Source organism: Paenibacillus chitinolyticus (genome assembly GCF_045038035.1).
GTDB classification, from domain to species: Bacteria; Bacillota; Bacilli; order Paenibacillales; family NBRC-103111; genus Paenibacillus_F; species Paenibacillus_F chitinolyticus_A.
In genome coordinates this window covers 2,791,896-2,814,745 of the sequence record NZ_CP173427.1, presented here as the reverse complement: position 1 = coordinate 2,814,745, position 22,850 = coordinate 2,791,896, and the positions used below count along the sequence as shown (strand labels likewise).

At 49.7% G+C, this 22,850-nt stretch carries 21 protein-coding genes; 3 read left to right on the top strand and 18 right to left on the bottom strand.

Translation table 11 applies throughout. From position 1 onward, the window contains the following. Positions 1-66 precede the first annotated feature (66 nt). Positions 67-2,058, bottom strand: a complete 1,992-nt coding sequence (locus tag ACI48J_RS12780; RefSeq protein WP_405083046.1) for an endonuclease MutS2 — start codon at positions 2,056-2,058, stop codon at positions 67-69. A gap of 428 nt (positions 2,059-2,486) precedes the next feature. Further along, positions 2,487-3,890: a dihydrolipoyl dehydrogenase gene (gene lpdA / locus ACI48J_RS12775; protein ID WP_405083045.1), complete on the bottom strand. Its 1,404-nt coding sequence runs from the start codon at positions 3,888-3,890 to the stop codon at positions 2,487-2,489. Positions 3,891-4,084: 194 nt separating this feature from the next. On the opposite strand from lpdA, the gene ACI48J_RS12770 reads away from it, so the two are divergent. After that, positions 4,085-4,660 carry a TetR/AcrR family transcriptional regulator gene (locus tag ACI48J_RS12770; RefSeq protein ID WP_405083220.1) on the top strand — a complete coding sequence of 192 codons (576 nt, stop codon included), beginning with the start codon at positions 4,085-4,087 and terminating at the stop codon, positions 4,658-4,660. A gap of 165 nt (positions 4,661-4,825) precedes the next feature. Here the strand turns inward: ACI48J_RS12770 and ACI48J_RS12765 are convergent, their stop codons facing one another. The 12 genes from ACI48J_RS12765 to ACI48J_RS12710 form a co-directional block, all read right to left on the bottom strand. Then, a complete protein-coding gene (locus ACI48J_RS12765) occupies positions 4,826-6,286 on the bottom strand; it encodes a glycosyltransferase family 2 protein (RefSeq protein ID WP_405083044.1) in 1,461 nt (486 codons plus the stop codon). A 14-nt stretch (positions 6,287-6,300) separates the two neighbouring features. Beyond that, positions 6,301-7,098, bottom strand: coding sequence for an ABC transporter permease (locus ACI48J_RS12760; protein ID WP_405083043.1), 798 nt, complete (start codon positions 7,096-7,098; stop codon positions 6,301-6,303). Next, positions 7,070-8,062: an ABC transporter ATP-binding protein gene (locus tag ACI48J_RS12755; protein ID WP_405083042.1), complete on the bottom strand. Its 993-nt coding sequence runs from the start codon at positions 8,060-8,062 to the stop codon at positions 7,070-7,072. Before ACI48J_RS12755 ends, ACI48J_RS12760 begins: the two co-directional genes overlap by 29 nt. Next, positions 8,043-9,056, bottom strand: a complete 1,014-nt coding sequence (locus tag ACI48J_RS12750; protein ID WP_405083041.1) for a hypothetical protein — start codon at positions 9,054-9,056, stop codon at positions 8,043-8,045. Before ACI48J_RS12750 ends, ACI48J_RS12755 begins: the two co-directional genes overlap by 20 nt. Further along, positions 9,053-10,279, bottom strand: a complete 1,227-nt coding sequence (locus ACI48J_RS12745) for a glycosyltransferase (RefSeq protein ID WP_405083040.1) — start codon at positions 10,277-10,279, stop codon at positions 9,053-9,055. The genes ACI48J_RS12750 and ACI48J_RS12745 overlap by 4 nt, the downstream gene beginning before the upstream one ends. Next, the gene (fabZ, locus tag ACI48J_RS12740; RefSeq protein ID WP_405083039.1) at positions 10,276-10,707 is read right to left on the bottom strand and encodes a 3-hydroxyacyl-ACP dehydratase FabZ; all 432 of its coding nucleotides are present in this window, start codon (positions 10,705-10,707) and stop codon (positions 10,276-10,278) included. Before fabZ ends, ACI48J_RS12745 begins: the two co-directional genes overlap by 4 nt. Positions 10,708-10,788: 81 nt before the next feature. Then, positions 10,789-11,034 carry a hypothetical protein gene (locus tag ACI48J_RS12735; protein WP_405083038.1) on the bottom strand — a complete coding sequence of 82 codons (246 nt, stop codon included), beginning with the start codon at positions 11,032-11,034 and terminating at the stop codon, positions 10,789-10,791. Continuing rightward, complete coding sequence (locus ACI48J_RS12730; RefSeq protein ID WP_405083037.1) at positions 11,018-12,490, bottom strand: class I adenylate-forming enzyme family protein; 1,473 nt, start codon at positions 12,488-12,490, stop codon at positions 11,018-11,020. The genes ACI48J_RS12735 and ACI48J_RS12730 overlap by 17 nt, the downstream gene beginning before the upstream one ends. Beyond that, a complete protein-coding gene (locus ACI48J_RS12725; RefSeq protein ID WP_405083036.1) occupies positions 12,487-13,185 on the bottom strand; it encodes a hypothetical protein in 699 nt (232 codons plus the stop codon). The genes ACI48J_RS12730 and ACI48J_RS12725 overlap by 4 nt, the downstream gene beginning before the upstream one ends. A gap of 1 nt (position 13,186) precedes the next feature. After that, the gene (locus ACI48J_RS12720; RefSeq protein WP_405083035.1) at positions 13,187-14,419 is read right to left on the bottom strand and encodes a beta-ketoacyl-[acyl-carrier-protein] synthase family protein; all 1,233 of its coding nucleotides are present in this window, start codon (positions 14,417-14,419) and stop codon (positions 13,187-13,189) included. Next, positions 14,412-14,675 carry a phosphopantetheine-binding protein gene (locus tag ACI48J_RS12715; RefSeq protein WP_326050134.1) on the bottom strand — a complete coding sequence of 88 codons (264 nt, stop codon included), beginning with the start codon at positions 14,673-14,675 and terminating at the stop codon, positions 14,412-14,414. The genes ACI48J_RS12720 and ACI48J_RS12715 overlap by 8 nt, the downstream gene beginning before the upstream one ends. A gap of 12 nt (positions 14,676-14,687) precedes the next feature. Next, positions 14,688-16,103 (bottom strand): glycosyltransferase family 2 protein, encoded by a 1,416-nt coding sequence (locus tag ACI48J_RS12710; protein WP_405083034.1) that lies wholly within the window; start codon positions 16,101-16,103, stop codon positions 14,688-14,690. Positions 16,104-16,465: 362 nt separating this feature from the next. Here ACI48J_RS12710 and ACI48J_RS12705 point away from each other — a divergent pair, with 362 nt between their 5' ends. Continuing rightward, the gene (locus ACI48J_RS12705) at positions 16,466-17,017 is read left to right on the top strand and encodes a chorismate pyruvate-lyase family protein (protein WP_326050136.1); all 552 of its coding nucleotides are present in this window, start codon (positions 16,466-16,468) and stop codon (positions 17,015-17,017) included. A gap of 202 nt (positions 17,018-17,219) precedes the next feature. On the opposite strand, the gene ACI48J_RS12700 is transcribed toward ACI48J_RS12705, so the two are convergent. From ACI48J_RS12700 to ACI48J_RS12690, 3 genes are all read right to left on the bottom strand, one after another. Beyond that, positions 17,220-17,747: a GNAT family N-acetyltransferase gene (locus tag ACI48J_RS12700; protein WP_405083033.1), complete on the bottom strand. Its 528-nt coding sequence runs from the start codon at positions 17,745-17,747 to the stop codon at positions 17,220-17,222. Positions 17,748-18,405: 658 nt separating this feature from the next. Beyond that, complete coding sequence (locus tag ACI48J_RS12695; RefSeq protein ID WP_405083032.1) at positions 18,406-18,690, bottom strand: ArsR/SmtB family transcription factor; 285 nt, start codon at positions 18,688-18,690, stop codon at positions 18,406-18,408. Positions 18,691-18,811: 121 nt separating this feature from the next. Next, positions 18,812-19,465, bottom strand: a complete 654-nt coding sequence (locus ACI48J_RS12690) for a M48 family metallopeptidase (protein WP_405083031.1) — start codon at positions 19,463-19,465, stop codon at positions 18,812-18,814. Positions 19,466-20,149: 684 nt separating this feature from the next. On the opposite strand from ACI48J_RS12690, the gene ACI48J_RS12685 reads away from it, so the two are divergent. After that, positions 20,150-21,637, top strand: a complete 1,488-nt coding sequence (locus tag ACI48J_RS12685) for a carbohydrate binding domain-containing protein (RefSeq protein WP_405083030.1) — start codon at positions 20,150-20,152, stop codon at positions 21,635-21,637. A gap of 136 nt (positions 21,638-21,773) precedes the next feature. Here the strand turns inward: ACI48J_RS12685 and ACI48J_RS12680 are convergent, their stop codons facing one another. Beyond that, complete coding sequence (locus tag ACI48J_RS12680) at positions 21,774-22,751, bottom strand: alpha/beta fold hydrolase (RefSeq protein ID WP_405083029.1); 978 nt, start codon at positions 22,749-22,751, stop codon at positions 21,774-21,776. Positions 22,752-22,850 lie beyond the last annotated feature (99 nt).

Below are 22,850 nucleotides of genomic sequence, written 5' to 3'. Positions count from 1 at the left end.
TTCCGGCATACATATGCAGCCGAGCAAAAGAGCCGATCGTCCTTATAAGACGTCGGCTCTTCTATCTCACTCCTCCGATTTGGTCTCGATGGTAACGCCCGGTGCGTGCTTTCGGCTCATCAACTTGCGTTTTTTACGGTTTTCTTTCGTTTCGAACACAATGTCCAGATCGTAATTGTCCGGGTAAAGCTCCTTGCTCTCGATGTGCATCTTCAGCCGCTTCCGGTTGATTTTGACCTTCCGCTTCTGGATCATCACCCCGACGTTGCCCCGGGCATCCTCCGTCTCGAACACAATACCGGTACGGCCCAAATAAGCGATATACACGCAGTCGCCGACACGGAAGCTTCCAGAGACTTCCGGAACCGTCTTACCGGCGCCGTCTTCCGGTTCCTTCTCCTTCTCCGATGGAAACAGAGTCACATCCATCACGGGCATTTCTTCCTGCGGATCGTCCGTATCCGCCGCGGAAGTTTCGTCCGGCTCCGGCTCAGATCCCGCGGACTGCGTCCCCCGCGGCGAGCTTTGCGGCAAGCCGCGCACGGTAATTTCCCGGGACCGCTCAATAAGGCCGGCCGGCAAGCCCAGCTTCAGCGCGATCAGGAAAGCGTAGCTCTGCCCCGCTTCTCCAATCTTCAACCGGTACAGCGGCCGCAGCGTGTCCGTATCAAACTCCATACGGGCATTTTCGAACCCCGGCGTCACGTCGGCGAAGTTTTTGATTTCCGTAAAATGAGTCGTCGCCACGACGGTCGCTCCCCTTCGGTGCAGCTCTTCCAGAATAGCCACCGACAAGCCGACGCCTTCCCCCGGATCGGTTCCGGAAGCCATCTCATCGATCAGAATGAGCGTCGAACGATCGGCAAACCGCAGCATGTCATTGACATTCCGAATATGCGCGGAGAAAGTGCTGAGCGCATGCTCGATGCTTTGGCCGTCCCCGATATCAACGGCGAGATGGTTGAAAACGGAAAGCAGGCTTCCTTCGCGTACCGGAATCAATAAACCCGACTGCGCCATGACAGTCAGCAGACCGACCGTTTTCAGCGAAAGGGTTTTGCCTCCGGTATTCGGTCCCGTAACAATTAGCGACTTATATCTTCGTCCGATGACGAAGTTCAAGGGAACCATCGGCCGGTTCAACAGCGGATGCTTCGCCTCGCGCAGGTCGATGATTCCTTGATCGTTCAGCTCCACATTGGAGCCTCCGATGGCCAGCGCATATTTGGCCTTGGCAAAGATGAAATCGTAGGTGCCTACCGTCTCGATGTTCGTCAGAAACTGTTGATCGCAGCTTTCCGCCAGCGCGGTCAAATCGCTGAGTACTTTCAGCTCCTCCCGGGCTTCCTCCGCTCTAAGCCCCGATAGCTCGAATTGAATCGTCATCACCTCGGCCGGTTCGATATATACCGTTTGGCCGCTTGCCGACTCGTCGAGCACTGTCCCCTTCACCAGCTTGCGGTGCTCTTTCTTAACCGGCAGCACATAACGTCCGCCGCGCGAGCTGAGGACATGCTCCTGCAAAATAGAGCGGTGGCGGCTCATCAAGGAGTCCAGTTTACTCTTCAGACGTTCCTCGAATACAGCCAGCCGCTTGCGGACTTTCATGAGTTCCTTGCTCGCGGAGTCGGCCACTTGACCGTGACGGATACACCGTTCGATCTCCGATTTCAGCGCATCCATCGTATACATGGAAGCCGCATAAGAGCTAATCTGAGGCGCTGCCCCGCTTTTCGCGGCCATATACCTCATGAGCTGCGCGCAGCTGGTCAGAAATTGGTGAATGTGCATGAAGTCCTTTTCACTGAACACGTAGCCCGTTCCCAGCAGGTTCAAAATATTTTCCATGCCTTCCAATGAAGGAATCGGGACACTGGCGCCGTGCTGAAGAAGGGACTTCGCTTCCGCCGTCTCGTCCAGCTTCGCCCGCACGACGGACATCGCCGTTAAAGGAAGCAGCTCGACAATCTGCCGCTTTCCGAGATACGATACGGCATATTCCGCCAGAGCTTCTTTGATTTTGCCGTATTCCAAACGCTGCAATGCTTTTTCATTCATGGGTAATCTCTCCTTGTAAGAAAATAAAAAAAGACAGAGAATGAACGTGCGTCATTCTCTGCCTTTTAATGTTACGCCTAAATAAGAGCGCCTGATAAAACAGAAAATCCGTGCTGAACTCAGCACGGATGACAGGCGCAATGATAGGCATATACCTATGGCATTGTATGATATCCGTTGTTCTTAACTAATTCCGAGTCGCCCGTAAATCCATGGCTAAATAAACCTTGCTTCACAGCAAAATTCACCCATGAATCTCCAGAACTCTCATTATGGAATTTGATTAGTTAAGAACGTTCACCGACATCAAAATCTCTCCCTTAGGCTATAATTATTTTTAACTGTACCTTACTTCCTTGGCGAATGTCAAGTCCTGTAAAATCCCGCGGTTCATCTCGTCTCATTCGAACCCATGGATGTCGGCCGTTTTAAATCTGCTGCTCTTTTTTACTTTTTATCCTCATTTTTTTGACCGCGTTTTCGGCAGCCTCCATAATCACTTCTCCCAATGTAGGATGGGGGTGAATCGTCATAGCCAAGTCCTCTACGGTTGCCCCCATTTCGATAGCAAGCGCAAGTTCCGATACGAGTGTCGATGCTTCCACTCCAACGATTTGTGCGCCCATCACGATTCCAGAGGCCGGGTCCGCGACAATCTTGACAAACCCTTCGGGTTCCCTCAATGCCAATGCTCTTCCGTTAATCCCGAAAGATGCTTTGCCGATCACAACCGGGGTGGCGTTTGCCTTTGCTTGCGTTTCGCTTAAGCCGACGCTGGACAGCTCCGGGTCGGAAAAGACGACGAGCGGCATCGCTTTATAGTCAATCTCGGATGTAAGGCCGGCAATAGCTTCTGCCGCCACCTTGGCTTCATAGGAAGCCTTGTGAGCGAGGGCCGGACCGGCCGTAATATCTCCAATTGCGAAAATATGCGGGATAGCCGTTCTGCACTGTTCGTCCGTCTCGATCAATCCCCTGCTCGTCACCGGCAGGCCTATGCGTTCCAGTCCTAACTTGCCGTCCGTATTTGGTTTTCTGCCGATAGTGACTAACACATAGTCCGCTGTAACATGATGCTGCTCCTGATTTTTAGAATAGTGTAGTGTAATTGAATCCGTATTCTGTACTACGTGTTCAGCTGTCGCCCCGGTAATCATGTTAATACCATCGGCCTTCAACCGCCGGATAACTGGGACCACAAGGTCCGCCTCAAATCCAGGCAGCACTTGTTCTCCTCCCTCCAGAATCGTTACCTCTGTTCCGAACTTGGCATACATTTGCCCCAGCTCGACACCGATATATCCACCGCCTATAACGACAAGGCTGGCCGGAACCTCAGGGAGCGACAGAGCTTCTGTAGAAGACAAAACACGTCCTCCAACCGGGAATGCTTGCAGCTCAATCGGACGCGATCCCGTTGCCAGTATGGCGTACTTAAAAGAAACGGTTTGCTCCTGTCCGGATTGTTCGATAACAGCCGTATGTTCATCGATTAGTCTAGCCTCTCCTTCCAAAACGCTCACACCAGCAGTATTTAACAAATAACGGACTCCGCCTGCCTGCTTAGTCACAATCCCTTCCTTGAATTCCTGAGCAGTCTTAAACGACGCAGCCGCATCTGCATGATTGAACGATCGAAGCAAATCATAGCGATGCGATTCTGCAATTAATGCTTTGGATGGAATGCACCCCACGTTCGTGCAGACTCCGCCAAGCTGGCCGCGTTCGACAATCGCCGTCTTCATACCAAGCTGTGAAGATCGCAGCGCCGCCACATAACCTCCCGGACCTGAGCCAATAACCAACGTTTCTACGGATTCAAGCTTATTCATCCCGATACCTCCAAGTTGAAGCTGTTTTATATTATGATGACCATAATATATTATAATCATCATATTTTAAAACCGTCAACAGCCGTGAGCAGCCTTTCTTGAGCTGACAGTTACGGGCCCCCTAAATTGACAGTTTTTATTATGATGCTTATAATATTTTGGAAGCAAAATGATGAAGCAGCGGGGTGATTACAGTGCCGTATCCCAAAGGCCACAAGACAAAAGTGCGGAATAAAATCGTTGAAAGTGCTGCCCGGGCTTTTCGCACCAAGGGAATTCACGATGTAAGCGTTCCGTTCATTATGAAGGGGGCCGGATTGACTCATGGAGGGTTTTATGCACACTTTGACAACAAAGAACAACTGGTCGCCGAAGCCTGTCGGTACGCCATCACCGATACCATCGCGCTTTTGCAGAAAGCCGCCGATCAGGAGAAGCAGACCCCAAAAATCAATACGGTCATTGATTATTATTTAAGTACGTATCACCGCGACAAAACGGAGATGGGCTGCATTATCCCTGCCCTTTCTGCCGAAATCTCCCGTTCCTCGGAAGACGTCAGGCAAGTATTCACCTATGAAGTGGAGCGGATGATTGCTTTTATCTCCAATCTTGCCGAAATTGATACGTCCAAAGGCAGCGCACTGCTTAGTACCATGGTGGGCTCTCTTGTTCTTGCACGGACTGTTAATGATCCTGAACTGAGCGGTAGCCTTCTCTCGGCAGGCAAACAGTATGCCAAAGAACTGGTCAGGACCTTCCACACTTGATAGAATCCATGATCGCGACTGAACTTGTGTATCCTCTCCTTCAGTTGTCTTTCTCAACTGTCGGAATGATACAGCGGGCCGGTATTTTTTCCAAAATTAAAAGCCCGCAATCTAAATGCAGGCTCTTACCTTTGAGGAAGGACAAGTTACGTCTCCGGCAAATTCTTACGCTATAGAACCGCTCGCTTTTTCCCGCTTGATCCGCTCCAGCAAATCGTGCAGCTCATCCTCCTCACACCAGAAAAGCGGCTCCATCACATGCCGGATCCTGGGGCTTCTGATTAAATCGAATTGCAGAAATTCAGGCGCAGTTTGAGTATGCTCTTGAACAGCTTCTTTTTTCGCGGCTTGACCAGTCTCATTCGGGGCCAACAGAGCGGTCTCCGGTGCACCTGTTCCTGCTGACAAAAGGAGAATGACTTCCCCGGATATTCTGGTTAGTTCTCTCAGCAGCTTGGCCCGCACCTCGGGATGAAGCACCCGGATTATGTCCGTCACGATACAAAGCTCGAACGTATTTGCCGGCAGGAAACTCCGCAGCCCCAGCGAGTATTCGACTACCCGGGAAGGAAACTCTGCCCGGAAAAGTTCAAGCGTAGTCCGGTTATGCACATAGATATGCGAGACATCCAGGTGTCTCACCAGTTCCGGATCATCGGTACCGATCAGAAGCGTACGGGATGATAAGGCTGCGCAGGCGGAAACCTTATCAAGCTCTTCGGTTGTATAGTCCGCAAGCTTGGGGAGCTGCAATGTATTCATTTTTTCAATGAATGCACCGTAGAAATGCCCTTGATACTCGGGAAACAGCTCTGTTTCGAGTTCCTTGAACTTTATGTGCATCTGTATACGGTTTTGATAATCCGAAAAGGTCTGACGGTCGCCGGAAGATGCGGACTCATGCGGATAATGGATCGCGTATGCTTGGCGGTCCGAGCGAAAGTACACTCCCTCCCGGTGCAAACGGTAAGCGAAGTCGATATCCTCCACCCCCCAGCCCTTGTAGGATTCATCGAATCCTCCTATCTCCAGAGCCGTTCGGGCCGGCACGGTAATCGCTCCCGAATATCCCATTTCCCACGGAAGCGCAAGCTGCTGAATGTCGTCCCGCATGTACAGAAAGAACGGCTCTCTGCGGTCTTTCCAGGCGGGAAGCTTGCTGAGTTTTGCAGCGATTTCTCCGATATTGTCCGGCGTAATTCCCTCCACTACAGAAATGTCCGTTACGGCAGGGTCCAGATCAATCCCGTACATGAAGTGAAGGGTAACGGCTGCGGGCGATTTCTCGTAAAGCGTGAAGATCCGGCTCACGAAATTTTGTGGCACTAGCATCCCCGCATCCAGAAAACAAACATATTCTCCTGCAGCTTCCCGGAGTCCCGTGTTTCTGGCACAGGACCGTCCGGAATGTTCGTCGCGGGGCCGGTACATATACCGGAGCTTAGGTAAAACAGAGCGAATCTGCTCGATATAGAAGGATGTATCGTCATTGGAGCCGTCATCTACGACGATAAGCTCCGCTTGCTCCCAATGAAACCATTCCGCATCCTGCCGGGCTAAATACTGCAATCCCTTATGCAGGAGAGGACCGCAGTTGTATGCCGGTATTACAATCGAGAGTTTCAACTTCTTCCCGCCTCCTAACGCCAATCGTTGTTCAGTGTCCGGTTGAATATAAACGCGCAGATTAAGACGCCACCGACAGCCAGCAGCGCAATCAGCCCCATCGGCACGTACAGCCCAGCTACTCCCGAGCCCGTCAGCCACACCTGGCGTACGACCTGGACGTACCATTCCATGGGATTAATCGCAGCGATAAACTGAATCCATTTCGGCAGAAGCCGGACCGGCATCATAGCGCTCGACAGCATAATTAACGGCAGCAGTGTTAAATTCAGCACGGTGACGAAAGAAACCGTCTTGCGGGTAAGGAGCGCCAGAATGTACGAGAACGAAGAAATTGCGACCGAAATCAGATAACCGAACAGGACAATCGCAAGAACGGAAACGATTGTCAAATTGCCGCTTGCGCCAATCAGAACGGAGATCAGCACAATCACAAGCGCCTGAACGACGCTCATCGCGGCCGAGTAGGACAAATTCCCGAGGATAACAGCCGAACGGCTGGACGGGGTCGAAATGATTTTTTCGATGACGCCGGACTGGATATCTTCAAGCAGGGCCATGCCGGACCATCCCGACGCATACAAGGTTGTCATGACGACTACGCCCGGCGCAAAAAACAGCAAATAGTCGGCTCCGCTCTGCCCGAAGTCCGGGATGCTTGAAATCGGCGCCAGAATTTGCCCGAACAGCAGCAGCCAGATCAGCGGAGTGGACAAATTAAACAAGATATACAGCGGTTTCTTGACCGCATAAATATAATTGCGGTAAAACATGGAGCTGAAGTCATACCAGAACTGCTGCATTTTTATCATCAGCCAAGCTCCTTTTCGTATACTGAATCATGACATCGTCCAGGGTCGGCTGGAATATGCGTACGGAAGTCACGTGTAAATTTCTCGTTGCAAACCAGTCAATCAACTGGCTGATATGCTTATGAGCATAATCGACCCATAGGCGAAGCTCTTCCCCGTTCTGACCGACGGAGATTTGCTGCAAGCTCATTAGCGGGAGCGCCTCTTGAATTTGCCGCTGCAGCAGCGATTCGTCGACCGCGGATATCGAAGATGAGAACGATAGGAAAATCTGGTCCCCTCCGACTTGGTCTTTGAGAACCTGCGGCTCTCCCATGCAGACGCTATGCCCGGAATCCATAATCATGATGCGGTCGCACAGCTTATCCGCTTCTTCCAGATAGTGCGTGGTGATGAATACGGTTGTTCCCCGGTCATGTAATGTTTTTAGTGCTTCCCACAACTGCTGCCGGTGCTCCAGATCAAGACCGACTGTAGGCTCGTCGAGGAACAGGATCTTGGGACGGTGCAGCAGAGCCGAAGCGATGAACAGCCTGCGTTTCATGCCTCCCGAATAGGTGTAGAGCAGACGGTCCTTGACCGCCAGCAAATCCACCGTCTCCAGCGCATCCGAGATGGCGCGTTCCATCCCGGACGAACTGATATGATACAGCTTGCCGACCCACCTCAGGTTTTCGTACGCGGTTAAGCTTTCATCCAGCCCGCCCTGTTGAGAAACATAGCCGATCCTGCTCCTGATTTCGCGCGGCTGCTTTGCAATGGATTCTCCGAACATCCGGATCACACCGTCCGTCGGCCGGATTAAGGTGGTGAGCATTTTGAACGTCGTGCTCTTCCCCGCACCGTTAGGACCAAGCAGTCCAAAAACTTCGCCTTCGTTAACATCGAATGTAACATCGTTTACCGCTCTGACGTTTCCCTTGTCATATACCTTGGTCACATGCTCAACTTCTATGATGGACATCGTTATCTCCCCCGCTTTTGCCTAAATTGCTCTGCGGCGATGCAGCTGCAAATCGATCCGGCAGCCTTTTCAGCAAGCGCTCTTCATCACGAATCAACTCTTCAAACTGAGGATAGAGACGCTCGTACTCCCCGGCACTGTTTCTGAGAATGGCCAAGGCCACAAGGTGATTAAATCTCGTCCACTTATGTACGAGGTAATCGATATCCCTGCCGGCTTCTAACCCCAACCCAATCAGGAAACCGGACAGATCCTGACGGCTTCTGAGAAGAATACGATGAAAGGCATGGATTTCGTTGACTTGCATCCTTATTTGCTCCGGAGGAATATGCTCACGCATCACTTTTAAGGATTCGGTATAAATGCGGCCTTCGTGCAAGTTAAACTCCAAGGGATAATTTTGCACGGCAGCCCGGTACAGCTCCAATTCGTCCAAGCGGTCCATGGCTTTCTGGATGCTTTGTGTATCGTCGCATTCCCAGTACATATAAGGCGTAAACTTCCCCGCCTGCCGGTAATTAAAAGCCGTATCCAGCATGAATTCAAGCTGTCCCGCCGAAACCACTGCATATTCGTTATTGTAGGGACTGTAGACACGGCATTCGTCCTTCTCCGTAAATTCCGTAAGCAGCAGGTAGTTCCAGGAATCGCTGTCATAGGTTGTCGTCTCGAAAGGAGCGTGCTTCAGGTTATGTGCGGCCGCAATAAATCCATGCTTCCTTGTATAATCCCTGGCATAATTCACGGCCTGCTTGACATCCCGAAATTCAGGAACGACTGTACGGATCACCGGAAATTCTTGCTGAAATTGTTCTATCAGGTCTCCGGGGTGAGGCCCCGAAAGCTTCGAATATCCGTGAACCACACAGTGAATAACCTGGAAATAGTCCCGGCGAAGCAGCCATTTCTCCAGCGGAAACCGAAGCCTGTGCCGGATCGTCAGCTCGTTGTAAAAACAGCCCAGCAGACAGTTGTAGACGGGTTGAAGCGTCAAGACGTCACACCGCCTCTGCTGGCTGATTCGAGCAGCCTGACAAGCCTCGGCGTCTTCTCCAGAGCGGTCAATTGATTCTGAATCCGCAAGGAAATTTCCGTACGCATCCCCGCCAACCCTTCATGCAGCAGGGATTCGAAGCGTTCGCGCGAGAGATCATCCTCTCCGCATATGATTCCTAGACCGGCTCGCTCCATACAGAAGGCGTTGAAATTGCGTTCATAAGTATCGGGAAAAAGCAGCCCCGGAACATGATGCCTCATCGCCGATACCATCATGGAATTGGAACCGGGCGTAATGCAGAGGCTCGAATGCGCCATGACGGTTTCGGACGGTACGAAAGGCTCGAAGCGAATCCGCTCCTGTCGAGATTTCAGAGGATGATCCAGGAAAGCCGAATTGTATTTGCCGATGGCGAATACGGCGCGTACCGGATTGTTCTCAAACACGTCGTACATCATTTCGAACGTGCTGCGCGAATTAATACCGAACGGGAGCGACGAAAGGTAAACAAATACGAGCGGCTCCTTGCAGGTTTGCTCCCATTGTTTAAACCAGCCCGGCTCCTCTTTGAATGCGCCCGGAACCAGCTGTCCGACAAATTCGGCTTCCGGCTCATACCGGAGCAGCTCGGGCTCCAGTTCTTTGCAGCTGGGCACAAGCAGCAGCTGACAGTGGTCGAATAACGTGCGGCAGACATGATCGACGGGCGGCATGCCGTATTTATGGAGCACGCGGTTCCAGATATTGCGGACTCTTCTGAGAATAAGCTTGCGCCCGGGATGAAGATCTTCCAGTTCAATGTTATGGGCCGGATGAAGGGGCCAATTGGCGATTGAAGCGAGCCGGACGCCTTCGGTACAGGCCGAGATGGCGATCGTGAACTGCATATCGGCAAAAACCAGATCCGCCTGAAAATCCCGGATCGTTGCCCGTTCCCGCTCAATCGTGTCGATCAGATGAAAGTCATCCGCATGACCGGAGACAAAAATTAAATCTTCATAGGTGTGATAACCGAAGAACGGGAGCTTGTTCTCAATGTATGCGGGCTTGGGCACTGACTCGTAGAAGCGGACCCCGCTCGGAAACAACTGACGAAAGGATGCCGGAGCCAGCACAGCAACCTCGTGTCCCGCCGCCATTAACTGCTCGGCCGCCGCCATGCTTCTCACGGCGTGTCCGTAAGTTTCCGCCCAGTTGCTTGTTACCAGCAGCACCTTCATTTTCCCCCGGCCCCCTTCAAGAAAACGATCATTTCGGCTACTTTCGCAACCGTTTCCCCATTGACGGAAGCCCGAGCGTTTCCTTTTACAAACGGACCTTTATGACTCATGACTTCATAGAAAAGATCGAGTCTGTCGCCGGGCAGTACAGGCTTATTGAATTTGATATCTTTCATGGAGGCGATCATTCCGACACAAGGCGCTTGGCCGGGCTTGTGAATGGCGAATGCGCCAAGCTGCCCCATCGCTTCCGCAATCAAGACGCCGGGCATGATCGGTTCATCCGGGAAATGACCCTGGAAAAACCATTCGTTGATCGACACATTTTTGTACCCCCTCGCCCATACTCCGGGCTCCGCTTCCGTTACTCTGTCAATCAGCAGAAACGGATAACGATGCGGCAGTACGGATGTAACCGGAATTTCCATCGGACGACCTCCTGGCTGGCGGTTGGGTAAATAGCTGCTGCGACATAAAATAAGGAAGAAAGCTGGAGATTTTCACCGGTTTCATGGCTGTCCGGCCCCCAGTTTATCCAGGACAAGCTGATGAATCCTATGGATCGTACTGAAGTGCTCCAAATCGAGTGTCCGGTAATCGATGCTGATCCGGTATCGGCGTTCCAACTGTTCGATGAGCCAGATCAGCGAGAAGGAATCAAGCTGCAAGGGCATATCCGATTCCACTTGTTCGTCCAGGGTCTGAAAAAGCCCCGATTCAATGACAATTGACTTGATGTCAGCGATGTGTACCATGAGAAAGCTCCTTTAACAATTCTCCCCTCAGCAATTTGCCGGCAGCCGATAAGGGAAGCTGTTCGATTACATGCAGCCTTTCGGGAATTTTATAATCCGAAAGAACGTTCCGAAGCCAATACAAGACGTCGTCAAGCGGTTCGGTCGCGGTTGGCTCCTCCCATACGATGAAGGCTTCGATGACGCGTTCGAGAACCGGATGCTCGTAGTGCACGGCTGCGGCCTCTCTGATCAACGGATGTTCTCTCAGAGACGCTTCGATTTCTTGAAGCGTCACTTTGAGGCCTCCGATACTGATCTGATCGTTGCTGCGTCCGGTCACCGTAAGAAAGCCGTGCTCATCGAGGTAAACAAGATCCTGGGTATATAAAATTCCGCCGGTCCCGTCTCCGTCGGGATCGGGTATCCAATTGTCCTGCTTGCCCGTATAAGGGCTGTTATCCAGACGGATCGCCAATTGAGGCTGCTCCTCGCTCCATTCGTAGCGGATATGCTGCGAGATTTTACCGAGTGAAGGCGAATGGCTGTCCGTAAAATCAACCGAGATATAGCCGACTTCGCTCATTCCGTACTGCTGTCCGATCGGCAGCCCGATACGTTCACGATATCTGCCGGCCAAATCCGCCGGGAGCGGCCCTCCGGAAGAGATCAGATACAGGGGCTTACCGCTTCGGACGTGACCCTGTTTAGAGACAAACTCCTCCATACGGGCTTCCATCAGCTTGTAATGGAAAGCGACACCGTATACGTGCGATGCTTCGTAGCGTTCGATGGACGAAACGATTTCCTCTCCGTTTATAAAATCGGGGAATGCGACGGTTCCTCCCTGCAGCAGCGTATGCATGGCAGCCGACATCAGACCCAGCGCGTGACTTAACGGAACCAGACACAACACCAGGCTGTTTTCACCGGGGCTTCCCTCTTCGCGGGCATAGCCGGACCATTCATCCAGTAACGACTGATAGGTGCGCGTAATTGACTTCGGTGCTCCCGTCGAACCTGAACTGAACAAAGTAAGCGCTTCCCAACGGCTCGAAGGTTGCTCCTCCTCGCCCGTATTTTTGCTGTCGTTTGCGATGCGATCAACGTCTTCCCCGTCTCCCGCAGACAGGAAGAAGGGAGCTTCCGCTTGAAAGAACGAAACGACCGGCTTGGGATTCCGGGACTCGGCACTTATGGTCAGATCCGGTGAAAACAGACGAAGACGAGCCTGCTTTTCGTCGTCTTTCATCCGCTGATCGAGCAGTAGAACGTGGTTGCGCTGCTGCCAGTTCGCCACAGTCCATTCGAGCAGCGTGTACGAATCCGGCAGGTCAATGGCAACCCGGCAGTTCTTCCAGCCCCGGTCGTCCAGCCATTTCTTTTTGTCCCCGATTCTGCCGTTTAGCTCGGCGTAGGACAAGCTTAGCTCAGACGATAGGAGGGCTGTTTTAGGAAGAGGCTTGAAAGAGATCATAATCGCTCCACCCCTTCGGAAGGCACATAAAGACCGTAACCCCGGACTGCATTCCGCTCATACTTTTCGAGCCACGGCTCCAGAGCGATGACGGGCTTCAAGCCCCGGTTCTTTGCCTGTTCCGCCGATTCGACGGCAAGCGAAATGACGCCCCCCGATGCGAAGGGGTCTCCTCCCTCTTCCCCGTGATCCGAAATCCAGTGTGACGACCGGATGGACCGGGTATCGCACAGGATAAGCAGCACAAGATCCGCTGCGCCATCCTCGATATAGTCCTCCGCCTGCCGGATCAGCGCACGCACACCTGCAGCCGTAACGCTGATACAGCTTAGCGGGCCGTGCACAGCGAGTTCTTTGGCGATGTATCCCATGACAGAACTCGGCACAGAGGGAGGGAACATGATCGGGCTGACTTTCCTGCCCTGCAGCAAATCCTTGCTCGTCTCCTGGAGCGTCATCATGTCGGTGAACAAGCTTCCGAGCAGAATCGCCTTGCGTGCCGGCTGGATATCCCCGGATCCCGCCTGTTCCGCCGCTTTCATTGCCGCATGGTAAATCAGCGGATTATACGAGGAGCGGACAAATCCCCGTAGAGACGGAATGGGATCGTTTTCGCTCTGTTCGTGGAAACCGGTGACCACAACCTGCATCTTCCGTGTATCCAGTCTGTGAGACTGCTCTGAGATTTCCTTCATCTTATTCCCCTCCATTCCATCTGCGGAAAAGAAGTGTGCAGTTATTCCCGCCGAATGCTCTTGAGTTGGACATCACCACGTTTAGACTCTTCCGCCGGGAGCCCTCCGTCACATAGTCCAAATCCAGCCCTTCATCGGTTTCAACAAAATTCGCGGTTGGAGGAATTTTCCCATGAGTCAAGGCAAGAACAGAGATAATCGCTTCGACGGCACCGGTAGCTTCCAGCATATGACCCGTTGTCGATTTCGTGGAACTAACGGGAATATTGGGGGCGTACTCTCCGAAAACTTGTTTGAGCGCATTCGTTTCGCTGCTGTCATTCAGCGGTGTCCCGGTTCCGTGCGCATTGATATAGTCCACTTCTTCCGGACTGCAGTTCGCTTGTCGCAGGGCAGTCTTCATCGATCTCGCCAGTCCGTCTCCTTCAGGGTCGGGCTGCGTGATATGAAAACCGTCGGAGCTTAGGCCCCAGCCGATAATTTCTGCCAAGGGCTCGGCTCCTCTTGAAAGGGCATGCTCAAGTTCCTCCAAAACGAGGATAGCCGCTCCGTCGCCGATGAGAAGACCGCTGCGATGCTTGCTGAATGGACGTACGACTTCTTCCGCCATAGCCCGGCTCGAATCGAAATTATAAAAAACGATCGGGTAGAGAACATTGATTCCGCCTGCCACTGCGACCGGAGTTCTCCCTTTGCGAACCTGATCGAAGCCGTATCCGATCGCATTGGCTGAGGCCACACAAGCATTCGTAAACGCAAGGCGTTCGCCGGTGGAACCGATTATGCCGGCAACCGCCGCCGCCTGCTCGTATGGATTGGAATCATGAATGGATACCGGCCGATCTCCCTCCGATCGCGTAAATTCGGATTTTCTGCTTGCGAATTCCTCTGCCTCCCAATCAGGCGAGAACTGCTCGTAATAGTTCAGAAGATGAGTGCCGTCTCCCAGATTTCCGACAGCTACTGCGGCTTTCTCCAGGCTGCTCCGGTGATTCTCTGGGTCGAGCCCGGCCATCGCTAAAGCCTGCTCTGTGCAGTACTCTGTAAAAAACTTGTAGGAACGTTCTTCGACGGGCGCCTCTCCGCCTACTTTCGTATAGCTTCTGGAAGTATCGATACTCTGCAAAGGCCGGAAACAATGCTTACCCTCAAATACTTTATCGAGAATGGGAACCTCCCCTAACCCGAAAGGGGTCACAACCCCATATCCGGTTATAACGACTCGTTTATCCATGAATCGGCTGCTGCTTTTGGATAAATTCATGAAGTTCCTCGATGTTCATCTTCCCGACTTTGTCGATATCGTCATCGGCCACTTTGAACTGGAATTCTTCTTCCAGGTTTACGATCAGTTCGAATAAAGAGATGGAGTCCAGGGTGAATTCCTGGGCAATCGGCTCCTTCGGATTTACATCCGGCTTGACCTCCATGTTCATTTTCTCCTCGCAAATACGGGTAATGAGAGCTTTCATTTCGGTAATCGCTTCCATATGTTTTCCTCCTTAATTGGTTGTAACCGGTTGACCGAATGCACACAGAGGCTCCAGAACAATCTTCCTCTCGCCTCTGTTCAGCAGCGTGATCAGCTCACTCCTGGCACTCACCTGGATGCGCTCCATCATTAACTTACTTGGGCTCAATGCAAGCTCCGTTCGGAAGCGCGGGGTAAGATGCGGTGAAACGACTGGCATGCTTATCGACATAGGGCCGCCCGGTTGGACGGGATATTCGTTCTCGAAATCAGGGTCATACACATATACGATTTTACGGGCGGTTCTTAAAAGCTCCGTTATAATTTGTTCCATCATATAAGACGGAAACAAGAGAATAAAATCGGTTATAAGCGCCACGTCGAAAAAACTGTCTTCATAAGGGGTATCACAGCCGAGCCGGCAGTGGATTTCTTGTGAGAGAGAAGATTGGAATAACTCTTCCAATCGACGGTTCCAAAGGTAGATATGAGTGGGATTCAACTGCCTGGCCATGTTCTGTTCGCTTAGTCCAAGCAATAAGGAAGCGGACGCGCCTCGAATGTGCTCGTTATACAGGTGTTGAATAAAGGGGGCCGTAAATTTTTTCATTAACAGGGATAAGTCGATGTACAGCAGCTTCTCCAGAAAAGCGGAGTAATACATCCCTTGATGGTGGGGATAAGCTTCCGTTTCCAGCTGCCACAGTTTGCGGTGAATACAGCGTTTGTTGCGAAAATCGTTCTCCATTCTGTCTTCGGATCGGACGATGGGATGCGGCAGATGCAGGACAAAGGCATGCCTCTCCGAACGGAAAGAACATCCCGTTCTGTAGAGCCGGTAAGCGAAATCAATATCCTCCGAGCCCCAGCCTCTGAAGTTCTCGTCATAGCCTCCCACCTCGCGAACACGCGAAGCAGACACGCTCATGGCGCCTCCCAGACCCATCTCCCAAGGTGCAGCAAGCAGATCCAGATTGTCCCGGAGCATCCTGAGAGCCTGATACCGGCTGTCCTGCCATACCGGTGACACGGACAGTTTCGAAGCTTCCTCCCGCAGATTGAGCGGTGACAGCTTATGGACAACGGTTGTATCGTCACGCTCAGGGTCCGCATTAAGCCCAAGTACCATGTGCAAAAGCACGAGATCCGGCCGCTCCCGAAACCGGGCGATAACCGTGTCCAGGTAGTCAGGCGGCACTATTATTCCGGCATCCAGAAAACATAAGAGATCCCCGGTCGCCGCACAAATTCCTCGATTACGGGTACGGGAGCGGCTTGAATTTTCATCGCGGGGGATATACAGATAAGTCAGACGATCCAGACTTTCCCGCGCCGCTTCAACTAACTCCGCTGTATCGTCCGTAGATCCGTCGTCTACGACGATGACTTCGAACTCTTTCCGGCTCTCATTACGCTGGGCCGCCAGATATCGCAACCCCTCAGCCATAAAGCTCCCCGAGTTGTACGTCGGAATTATAAATGAAACCTTATATGTCATTTTCATCTCCTATCGCAGCAATAAATGAAATCCTTGACTTTTATTCAGTCCCACGGATGCCTGATTCTTTATCCCTCCTCCTTCCTTATTACCTACAAGTATAGAGAAAAAAATGTTATTTTCAAGCAAATATGATATTTTTTAAGTAGTTAATTCGACTTTCATAACCTTACGGGGGTCAATAAATTGCCGAAAATAATAAATCATGTTTTCGGAATTATTCCTAATAATTTTATCATACTACTAATTATTTGAATAATTAACCATTTTATATATAATCAAGAGTAAGAAACGAGAATAAAGGAGGCATAATGACAATTTACGCGGACAACGAACAGGACCATCTCCTCATATCCGATCTTCTGCTGCAAACGGACGGAACGACAACACGAACGATCGAGATTATCGTCCGTAACCAAGTGAATATTCATGTTTATGAACATGAACGGGCAGCTTCGGAATCCGTTCCTGAAGACGTCCGGCAAGCTTTTCCGGCCAACGGACAGTTCATCAGACGCCTATCGAGCCTAACCTTGCCCGGCCGTGTGTTATCTTACAATATTGTATATGCGAACCTGCTGACACTTCCGGCAGATTTGGCCAGGCAGCTCGATAACCGGCAGTTTCCGCTCGGCAAACTGCTGGCTGAATATCCGACACGAAGGGAAATAACGGAGACAGGAATCGAACACAGAAGCAGCATGGAAGCATTCGCGCCCTATTCCCTGAACACTTCCACTTACCTTATGAAAAAATATAAAATAATAGGGGGAGATTCGTGCTGGTTCTACCTGATCGAATATTTTGACCTGGACGCCATTGTCCGCTCCGCTTCCCGTATTACCTCCGCCAGCGGACATTAATCAATCCCAAGCTCACTCAAATCGCATATGGAGGTTTTCGGAAGATAGAAAAACCCACCTTTTGAAGTAAGGGTGGGTTCGGTCTGAAGCAACTGATCCGGCTTGAATGGGCCCTATGATATTGCCTAATGGGTCTCCTTTTCGATGCACATTCCTTTGCAGAGTAACATAATGGCTAAGGTTTTGTTAGGGAGAAAAACTCTTAAAGTCGTTTAATCATATGAATATCGCAAGGTTCTTTTTCAAATAGCTCCTCATCGATTTCTGACGTAATGGCCGAACCGCAGCTTGTGTAAAAATTTACAGCGGATTCTGTTTCTGTAGAGGAGATGTATAAGTATTTCGCGCCTTTTTCGATTGCCGCTTTACTTAACTCATCCATTATACGCCTGCCTATTCCTTGTCTCCGGTAGTCCCGGGTAACATACATGAGGTCTATCTGAAGCCGGTCATTCTCTTTACCTCTAAACTTATTAGCCAGGACACCAAACCCGACTAAGGTATCCCCATCGTATGCTCCGAAAGCTGTACCGCCGTTTTTTAGCTCATACTCATACCTTGAAATGACAGCGTTATAATCGTCTTCTTTCCAATTAGGGCACTCATGACCGGTTTTTATTTCCTCCAGAACTTCATTCTTACATGTATAGACAAGCTCTATGGTTTCGGAACGGTCTATGTCGCGTATTCTAAACGAATCTTCGAGTTTCATCTGAATGATTGAAACCATACTCTTCCCCCCTGCTGCATTTCTGCGTTTTACTTCATATTACTTATATCAATCTGCGAATAAAAGCGGACGTTGAAAACTATTTTAAGGCTTTCTTCCGGTTATGGGCAGAACATGCACGGAATGTGACTTCGCAAAAAACTTTCGTTTCGACAGGTTTTAATCCTTTATACCGTCCATTGTTCGTTCTATTCTTGAGTGTTGTCGTTGACATCCGAACCGCTTTTGCCTTCCTTTTCTTCAATATGGAGCGGAAGCGTCATTTTCATCCCATAGCACGAGTGGATTGCCATCGGATGAAATAAAATGGATACCTGACTCGTTTGTTACCAGACCATGCAGGTTCAGGATGTTACAATCATCGTGAGTGCTGATCTCAGCTGGTGTCTCAGTAGGCTCTGTATTAGACCCGGATTGCTCAACCGGGTGATACATAAACCTGTGGCCTCTAAAGGCCTGACCGAGATCCACCGTATACTCGACAGAGTTGATAGCCAACTTGTAATGCAGCACGACCCGCTCATTGTCGCCTGATGGAACAATCCGCGCTATCGAAATATAGAGCGATAAGTTGCTGTCAACCAGTGTGACAGTATATCGTTTATTGAAAGCAAGATAAATTCATACATTTATAAGTATCGAAATATAACGCAAAAAATTAATCTGAATCACTCCCAAGCACAACATGACGCTTTAATGTATCCTCATTAATTTGATAAAAATGATAGGTCCTTTCCTTGCGCGCCAGCCTTGAAACCCCGCAGTCGACGAGCTGTTTCAGATGATGCGAAAGAGTAGAGCCTTTAAAATGCAGACGTTCTCCAATCTCGGAGCAGCTTAATTCTTTATGCTTGTTTAAGAGCTTTACAATATTTAACCGGGTTGGTTCCCCCAGTGCTTTGAATACTTTTACCGCTTCATGATGTGATTGCACATGGTTCATAGGTCGCCATCCTCGCTTTATTTGATGTTTCTATATCTATAGATATATTAACGCATTGAAGTTTCATTTGTAAACTTTTTCCATGTAACATGAGAGAAGATAGAAAGCATGTATCTTTTCATTACAATGTCATGGCGTGTCCATACCTCGCGAGGAACGCTTCCTTCGCTTTGTAATCCTGCATCACGCTTCCAACGCGCCGCCAGAAGGACCGATCATGATTCATATGCAAGAGATGACAAAGCTCGTGAATGACCACGTAATCAATAACGTCAATGGGTGCCATCGCCAGACGATAATTGAACGTAAGATGCTTAGCCGAGTTACAGCTGCCCCACTTCGTTCGGGACTCCTCGATGATGAAGGATTTAGGCGTGACTTTCAGCTGCTTCTGATAGATTTTTATGCGCTCCCCGATCACCTGCTTACAGCTTGCGAAGTAAAACTTCTTCAGATCATCTTGAAGCTCTTGTTCCGTACGCCCGTTCGTCTCGATTAACTCATGAAGCGGATAATATCGGCCAAGATGAAGAAACTTGCCTTCCTCTTCATATTCCCGAAGTTTCTGAGGTTTGCGAGCGGTCTCAATCGCCTGCAGCTGCTTTAAAATTTTATTGGCATGCTGCCTTACCGCGTTCATCACCACATCATCAGCCGTATGATTGGGGGCCTTCACCGTGACGAGTCCGGAAGGATCGATGTGGAGCGAGAGCTTTTTGCGCTGACCGTATTCCACGTGAACTTCTATTTGTTGTTGGCCGAGTACAATTTTCATTATCAACATCATCTCTGTCTGTTTTATTGGGAGCAACCATACATAAGCAGCGGTCACCAAATCTCGTTTAACTCCGGACAGCTTCGGACTCCGCAACCTCGGGATACTTCTCTACAAATGGTATCTCAGATTTTAGTTTATGGCTACCATTTTAATGATCGATCACACAGTGATTTAAACGTTACGCAGGACGACATCCGTAAGCATCAGACAGAAGAACGGCTGGAAGAATTGCAGTTTCCCGGCTTCATCAGACCGACGAACAAGGAGGGCATCCGAACCCTAGCGGAAGGACTGGAGCGCGCACCTTATTCATGCAGCTCGTCCACGCCGTTTTTCGGTTATGAGTATACCGGGTAAAATAAAACAGCCCGGTCGTAATTGACCGAGCTGTTCTCGTAAAAGTTCCTCCTCTGCTTTCAGTTTGAGAATGAGTACTCTGATCTCGGATTCAAATTAACATTTATGTATTATTTTAACAATAACTTTATAAACGATAGTCATGAGGTTGCTGAGTAAAGTAATTAAATTACCATAAAAAGGTTACAAATCGTTTTGAATGTTCATTTTCCGCATTCCGTGTCTATTAACAGTCCAAAAACTGGATTATATATACTATTAAATCAAGGCATGATACCATTAATATATATTTAAACCAATCTATGATAAAAAGGAGACATGCTGATGAAAAAGTTTATGCACGCACCTTTGTCGCTTGGTATGGTATTTTCCCTCTTATTGGGTCTCTCGGGATTACCTTCTAATGGACATGCGGCGGGTAACGATTTGCTGCTGAATCCTGAGATTGTTAGCGCATCGACAGATCGTGCCGATTCGGGCGCGGCTGCTTTGAATCTGGGCGATAATCTGATCGCCAATCCGGGATTTGAAGACAACTTGGCAAGCTGGACCAACTGGGGAAATACCGCTGTCGTCACTTCTCCGGCATTTGCGGGAGTCAAAGCGGCACGCATCGCTTCCGGTGAAGGGGGCGCGGGGCAAATCATTTCCGGCATTCCGTCGGGAACGACCTATGTCTTGTCCGGGCACGGCAGCGTAAGCGCCGGTACGGATACGGCCATTGTCGGTGTAGATTGTTTAGATGCAAATAACAATGTACTGGCCAAGAACACGCTGAGATTTAATCAAACGCTGTATGAATTTAAATCGACCGCTTTTACGACCGTTCCGGGCACCGCCAAACTCCAGGTATACATATATAAAAATGCCGACAGCGGGGCAAACGCCTTTTTGGACGATCTTAGTCTTAAAGCCAGAAGCGGTGTCCAAGCGATAAATAAGGACGTCAAGGCGATGTGGGTCTGGCAGGAAACGACTTCCGTGCTGCAGGATTCGGCGGAACGTTCGACCCTGTTCCAATTCGCTCAGGACAAAGGGGTTAATGTTCTGCTTCTTTCCATCAACAAAACCCATTTGACCACCTATAACACGCAGCTTAAGCAATTTATCTCTCAAGCACATGCCAAAGGGATAAGAGTGGAAGCGTTAAGCGGGGATATAGATTGGGGATTGACAGACAAGCATTCGATAGGGCTGGAAAGAATAACCGATGTCATTACCTTCAACGGAGGTGCGGCATCTAGCGAAAAATTCGACGGTGTCCATCAAGATATCGAAGTTTACCTTAACAAAGAAAAATGGGAAAGTAACAAAACCGATGTGATGCAGCAAGCTCTTGCCTATATCGATAAAGCCACGGCCCTTATGAGCGGTACCGGTATGACATACGCCCAAGATATTCCGAGATGGTATGACGGCCCGGAATACACGGTTACGTACAACGGCGTCGACAAAGGTTTTTATAAACATTTGATCGACCGGCTGGATTGGGTTGGACTTATGGATTATACCGACCGGTATTCCGATGGTCAATGGCAAGCCGTCCGGGACGCCCAGAACGAAATAGACTATGCGGCACAAGTTGGCAAAAAAATTACTGTTGGACTTGAAACGATTGATCCCGTAACGGCCGGCGGGGACAGTATAACCTTTTATGAAGAAGGTTTGGATGATCTGGATCGTGCGCTCGCCGCAATAAAAGCGCATTTCGGCGGACATGCCGGTTTTGGCGGCGTGGCGGTGCACAGCTACGGCAAACAAAAAGGAAACGCCTATTATTCTCTGCCGGTTAAAGCGGTGAATCATTATTAGACATGTAAGCTAAGAAGCGAAGGGCGCTCTACAGAAGAGCGCCCTTCTTCGATATCTGCTTCCCGAATCATTTTTCACTTCCCGACCTCGGGGCTGTAGAATACACCCGAATGACATATTCATTCCCGGTAAGGTCTCATTTTATTGCTTCCTTGAATTCCCTCACGCTTTCAGTGATTTCTTTGAATTTGGTATGGTGTAAATAATGGGATGCATCCATTGTTATTACTTTTCCGTGTACAGAATCTTTTATTTGTCCTTCATGTAGAGGTATCCATCCTTCTATATCTGTATTATTCGCTTGTACAAAAAGAAGAACGGGAAGATTTTTAGGGAATGTTAAATTTTGAGCCCCCTTAAAGTTAGAAGAAATATTTTTCATTTCATTTAAGATCGTGTTATTATTCGCGTTTTTATTCATAATCATCTTCATTTGTTCCTTTGTTTTATCATCAAATAATAAGGATGCATATGGGTCGCTACCTACATTCACGAGGAATCTTTGAAGGCCTGATTGCTTAAGAAATTTAAACATGGTTAATGGGAATTTAACATCCATACCCGGTTGTGTGGGTACACTGCTATCGATTCCGACAAATGCTTTCACTTCGTCGGGATATTTGTTTACGTATTCCACTCCGTATAGTCCTGCAATGGAATGGCCCATTAGCGTATAACGGGTAATATGAAGCTGCTGTAATGTTTCATGAAATTCATTTACCATATTCTCCGTGGTGCGCTCCTTCTCGGTTTCATCACTTAATCCATAACCGAAAGGCTCAATCGCAACAACTTTGTAGTAGGGCGATAATTCATCGATAAGCAGCTTAAAATCAAGTGCCGGTGCGGCTGTTCCGTAACCAGGCAGAAGCACTACCGTCTCTTGACCTTTTCCTTGAATTAAAACATTCATCTTTTTCCCGTCTACGGTTACGAACTGACCATAAGGTTCTATTTTTCCTTGTTCCGATTTACCAGCGACCTTATCCACAATAAAAACAATGGCTAGAAAAAGGACGATTACTATAGCTATAACTCCTAAGGTTTTAAGTATAACGCGGAACGGTTTCCCCATCCTCATTTTCATTCCCTCTTCTTGCGGTTGCACACTCATCGTCTCCTGTCCTCCTCTGTTTATCTGGCTGCCAAAACGGGCCACTAAGGATAGCTTACACACCGAAGATGTACTCCTTATGCGGTGTAGACAATCCGA

Coding starts and splice junctions, on each gene's coding strand:
- ACI48J_RS12780 (WP_405083046.1), bottom strand. CDS start 2,058: ATGAATGAAAAAGCATTGCAGCGTTTGGAATACGGCAAAATCAAAGAA.
- lpdA (WP_405083045.1), bottom strand. CDS start 3,890: ATGAATAAGCTTGAATCCGTAGAAACGTTGGTTATTGGCTCAGGTCCG.
- ACI48J_RS12760 (WP_405083043.1), bottom strand. CDS start 7,098: ATGATAAAAATGCAGCAGTTCTGGTATGACTTCAGCTCCATGTTTTAC.
- ACI48J_RS12755 (WP_405083042.1), bottom strand. CDS start 8,062: ATGTCCATCATAGAAGTTGAGCATGTGACCAAGGTATATGACAAGGGA.
- ACI48J_RS12745 (WP_405083040.1), bottom strand. CDS start 10,279: ATGAAGGTGCTGCTGGTAACAAGCAACTGGGCGGAAACTTACGGACAC.
- fabZ (WP_405083039.1), bottom strand. CDS start 10,707: ATGGAAATTCCGGTTACATCCGTACTGCCGCATCGTTATCCGTTTCTG.
- ACI48J_RS12735 (WP_405083038.1), bottom strand. CDS start 11,034: ATGGTACACATCGCTGACATCAAGTCAATTGTCATTGAATCGGGGCTT.
- ACI48J_RS12730 (WP_405083037.1), bottom strand. CDS start 12,490: ATGATCTCTTTCAAGCCTCTTCCTAAAACAGCCCTCCTATCGTCTGAG.
- ACI48J_RS12725 (WP_405083036.1), bottom strand. CDS start 13,185: ATGAAGGAAATCTCAGAGCAGTCTCACAGACTGGATACACGGAAGATG.
- ACI48J_RS12720 (WP_405083035.1), bottom strand. CDS start 14,419: ATGGATAAACGAGTCGTTATAACCGGATATGGGGTTGTGACCCCTTTC.
- ACI48J_RS12715 (WP_326050134.1), bottom strand. CDS start 14,675: ATGGAAGCGATTACCGAAATGAAAGCTCTCATTACCCGTATTTGCGAG.
- ACI48J_RS12710 (WP_405083034.1), bottom strand. CDS start 16,103: ATGGCTGAGGGGTTGCGATATCTGGCGGCCCAGCGTAATGAGAGCCGG.
- ACI48J_RS12705 (WP_326050136.1), top strand. CDS start 16,466: ATGACAATTTACGCGGACAACGAACAGGACCATCTCCTCATATCCGAT.
- ACI48J_RS12700 (WP_405083033.1), bottom strand. CDS start 17,747: ATGGTTTCAATCATTCAGATGAAACTCGAAGATTCGTTTAGAATACGC.
- ACI48J_RS12695 (WP_405083032.1), bottom strand. CDS start 18,690: ATGAACCATGTGCAATCACATCATGAAGCGGTAAAAGTATTCAAAGCA.
- ACI48J_RS12690 (WP_405083031.1), bottom strand. CDS start 19,465: ATGAAAATTGTACTCGGCCAACAACAAATAGAAGTTCACGTGGAATAC.
- ACI48J_RS12685 (WP_405083030.1), top strand. CDS start 20,150: ATGAAAAAGTTTATGCACGCACCTTTGTCGCTTGGTATGGTATTTTCC.
- ACI48J_RS12680 (WP_405083029.1), bottom strand. CDS start 22,751: ATGAGTGTGCAACCGCAAGAAGAGGGAATGAAAATGAGGATGGGGAAA.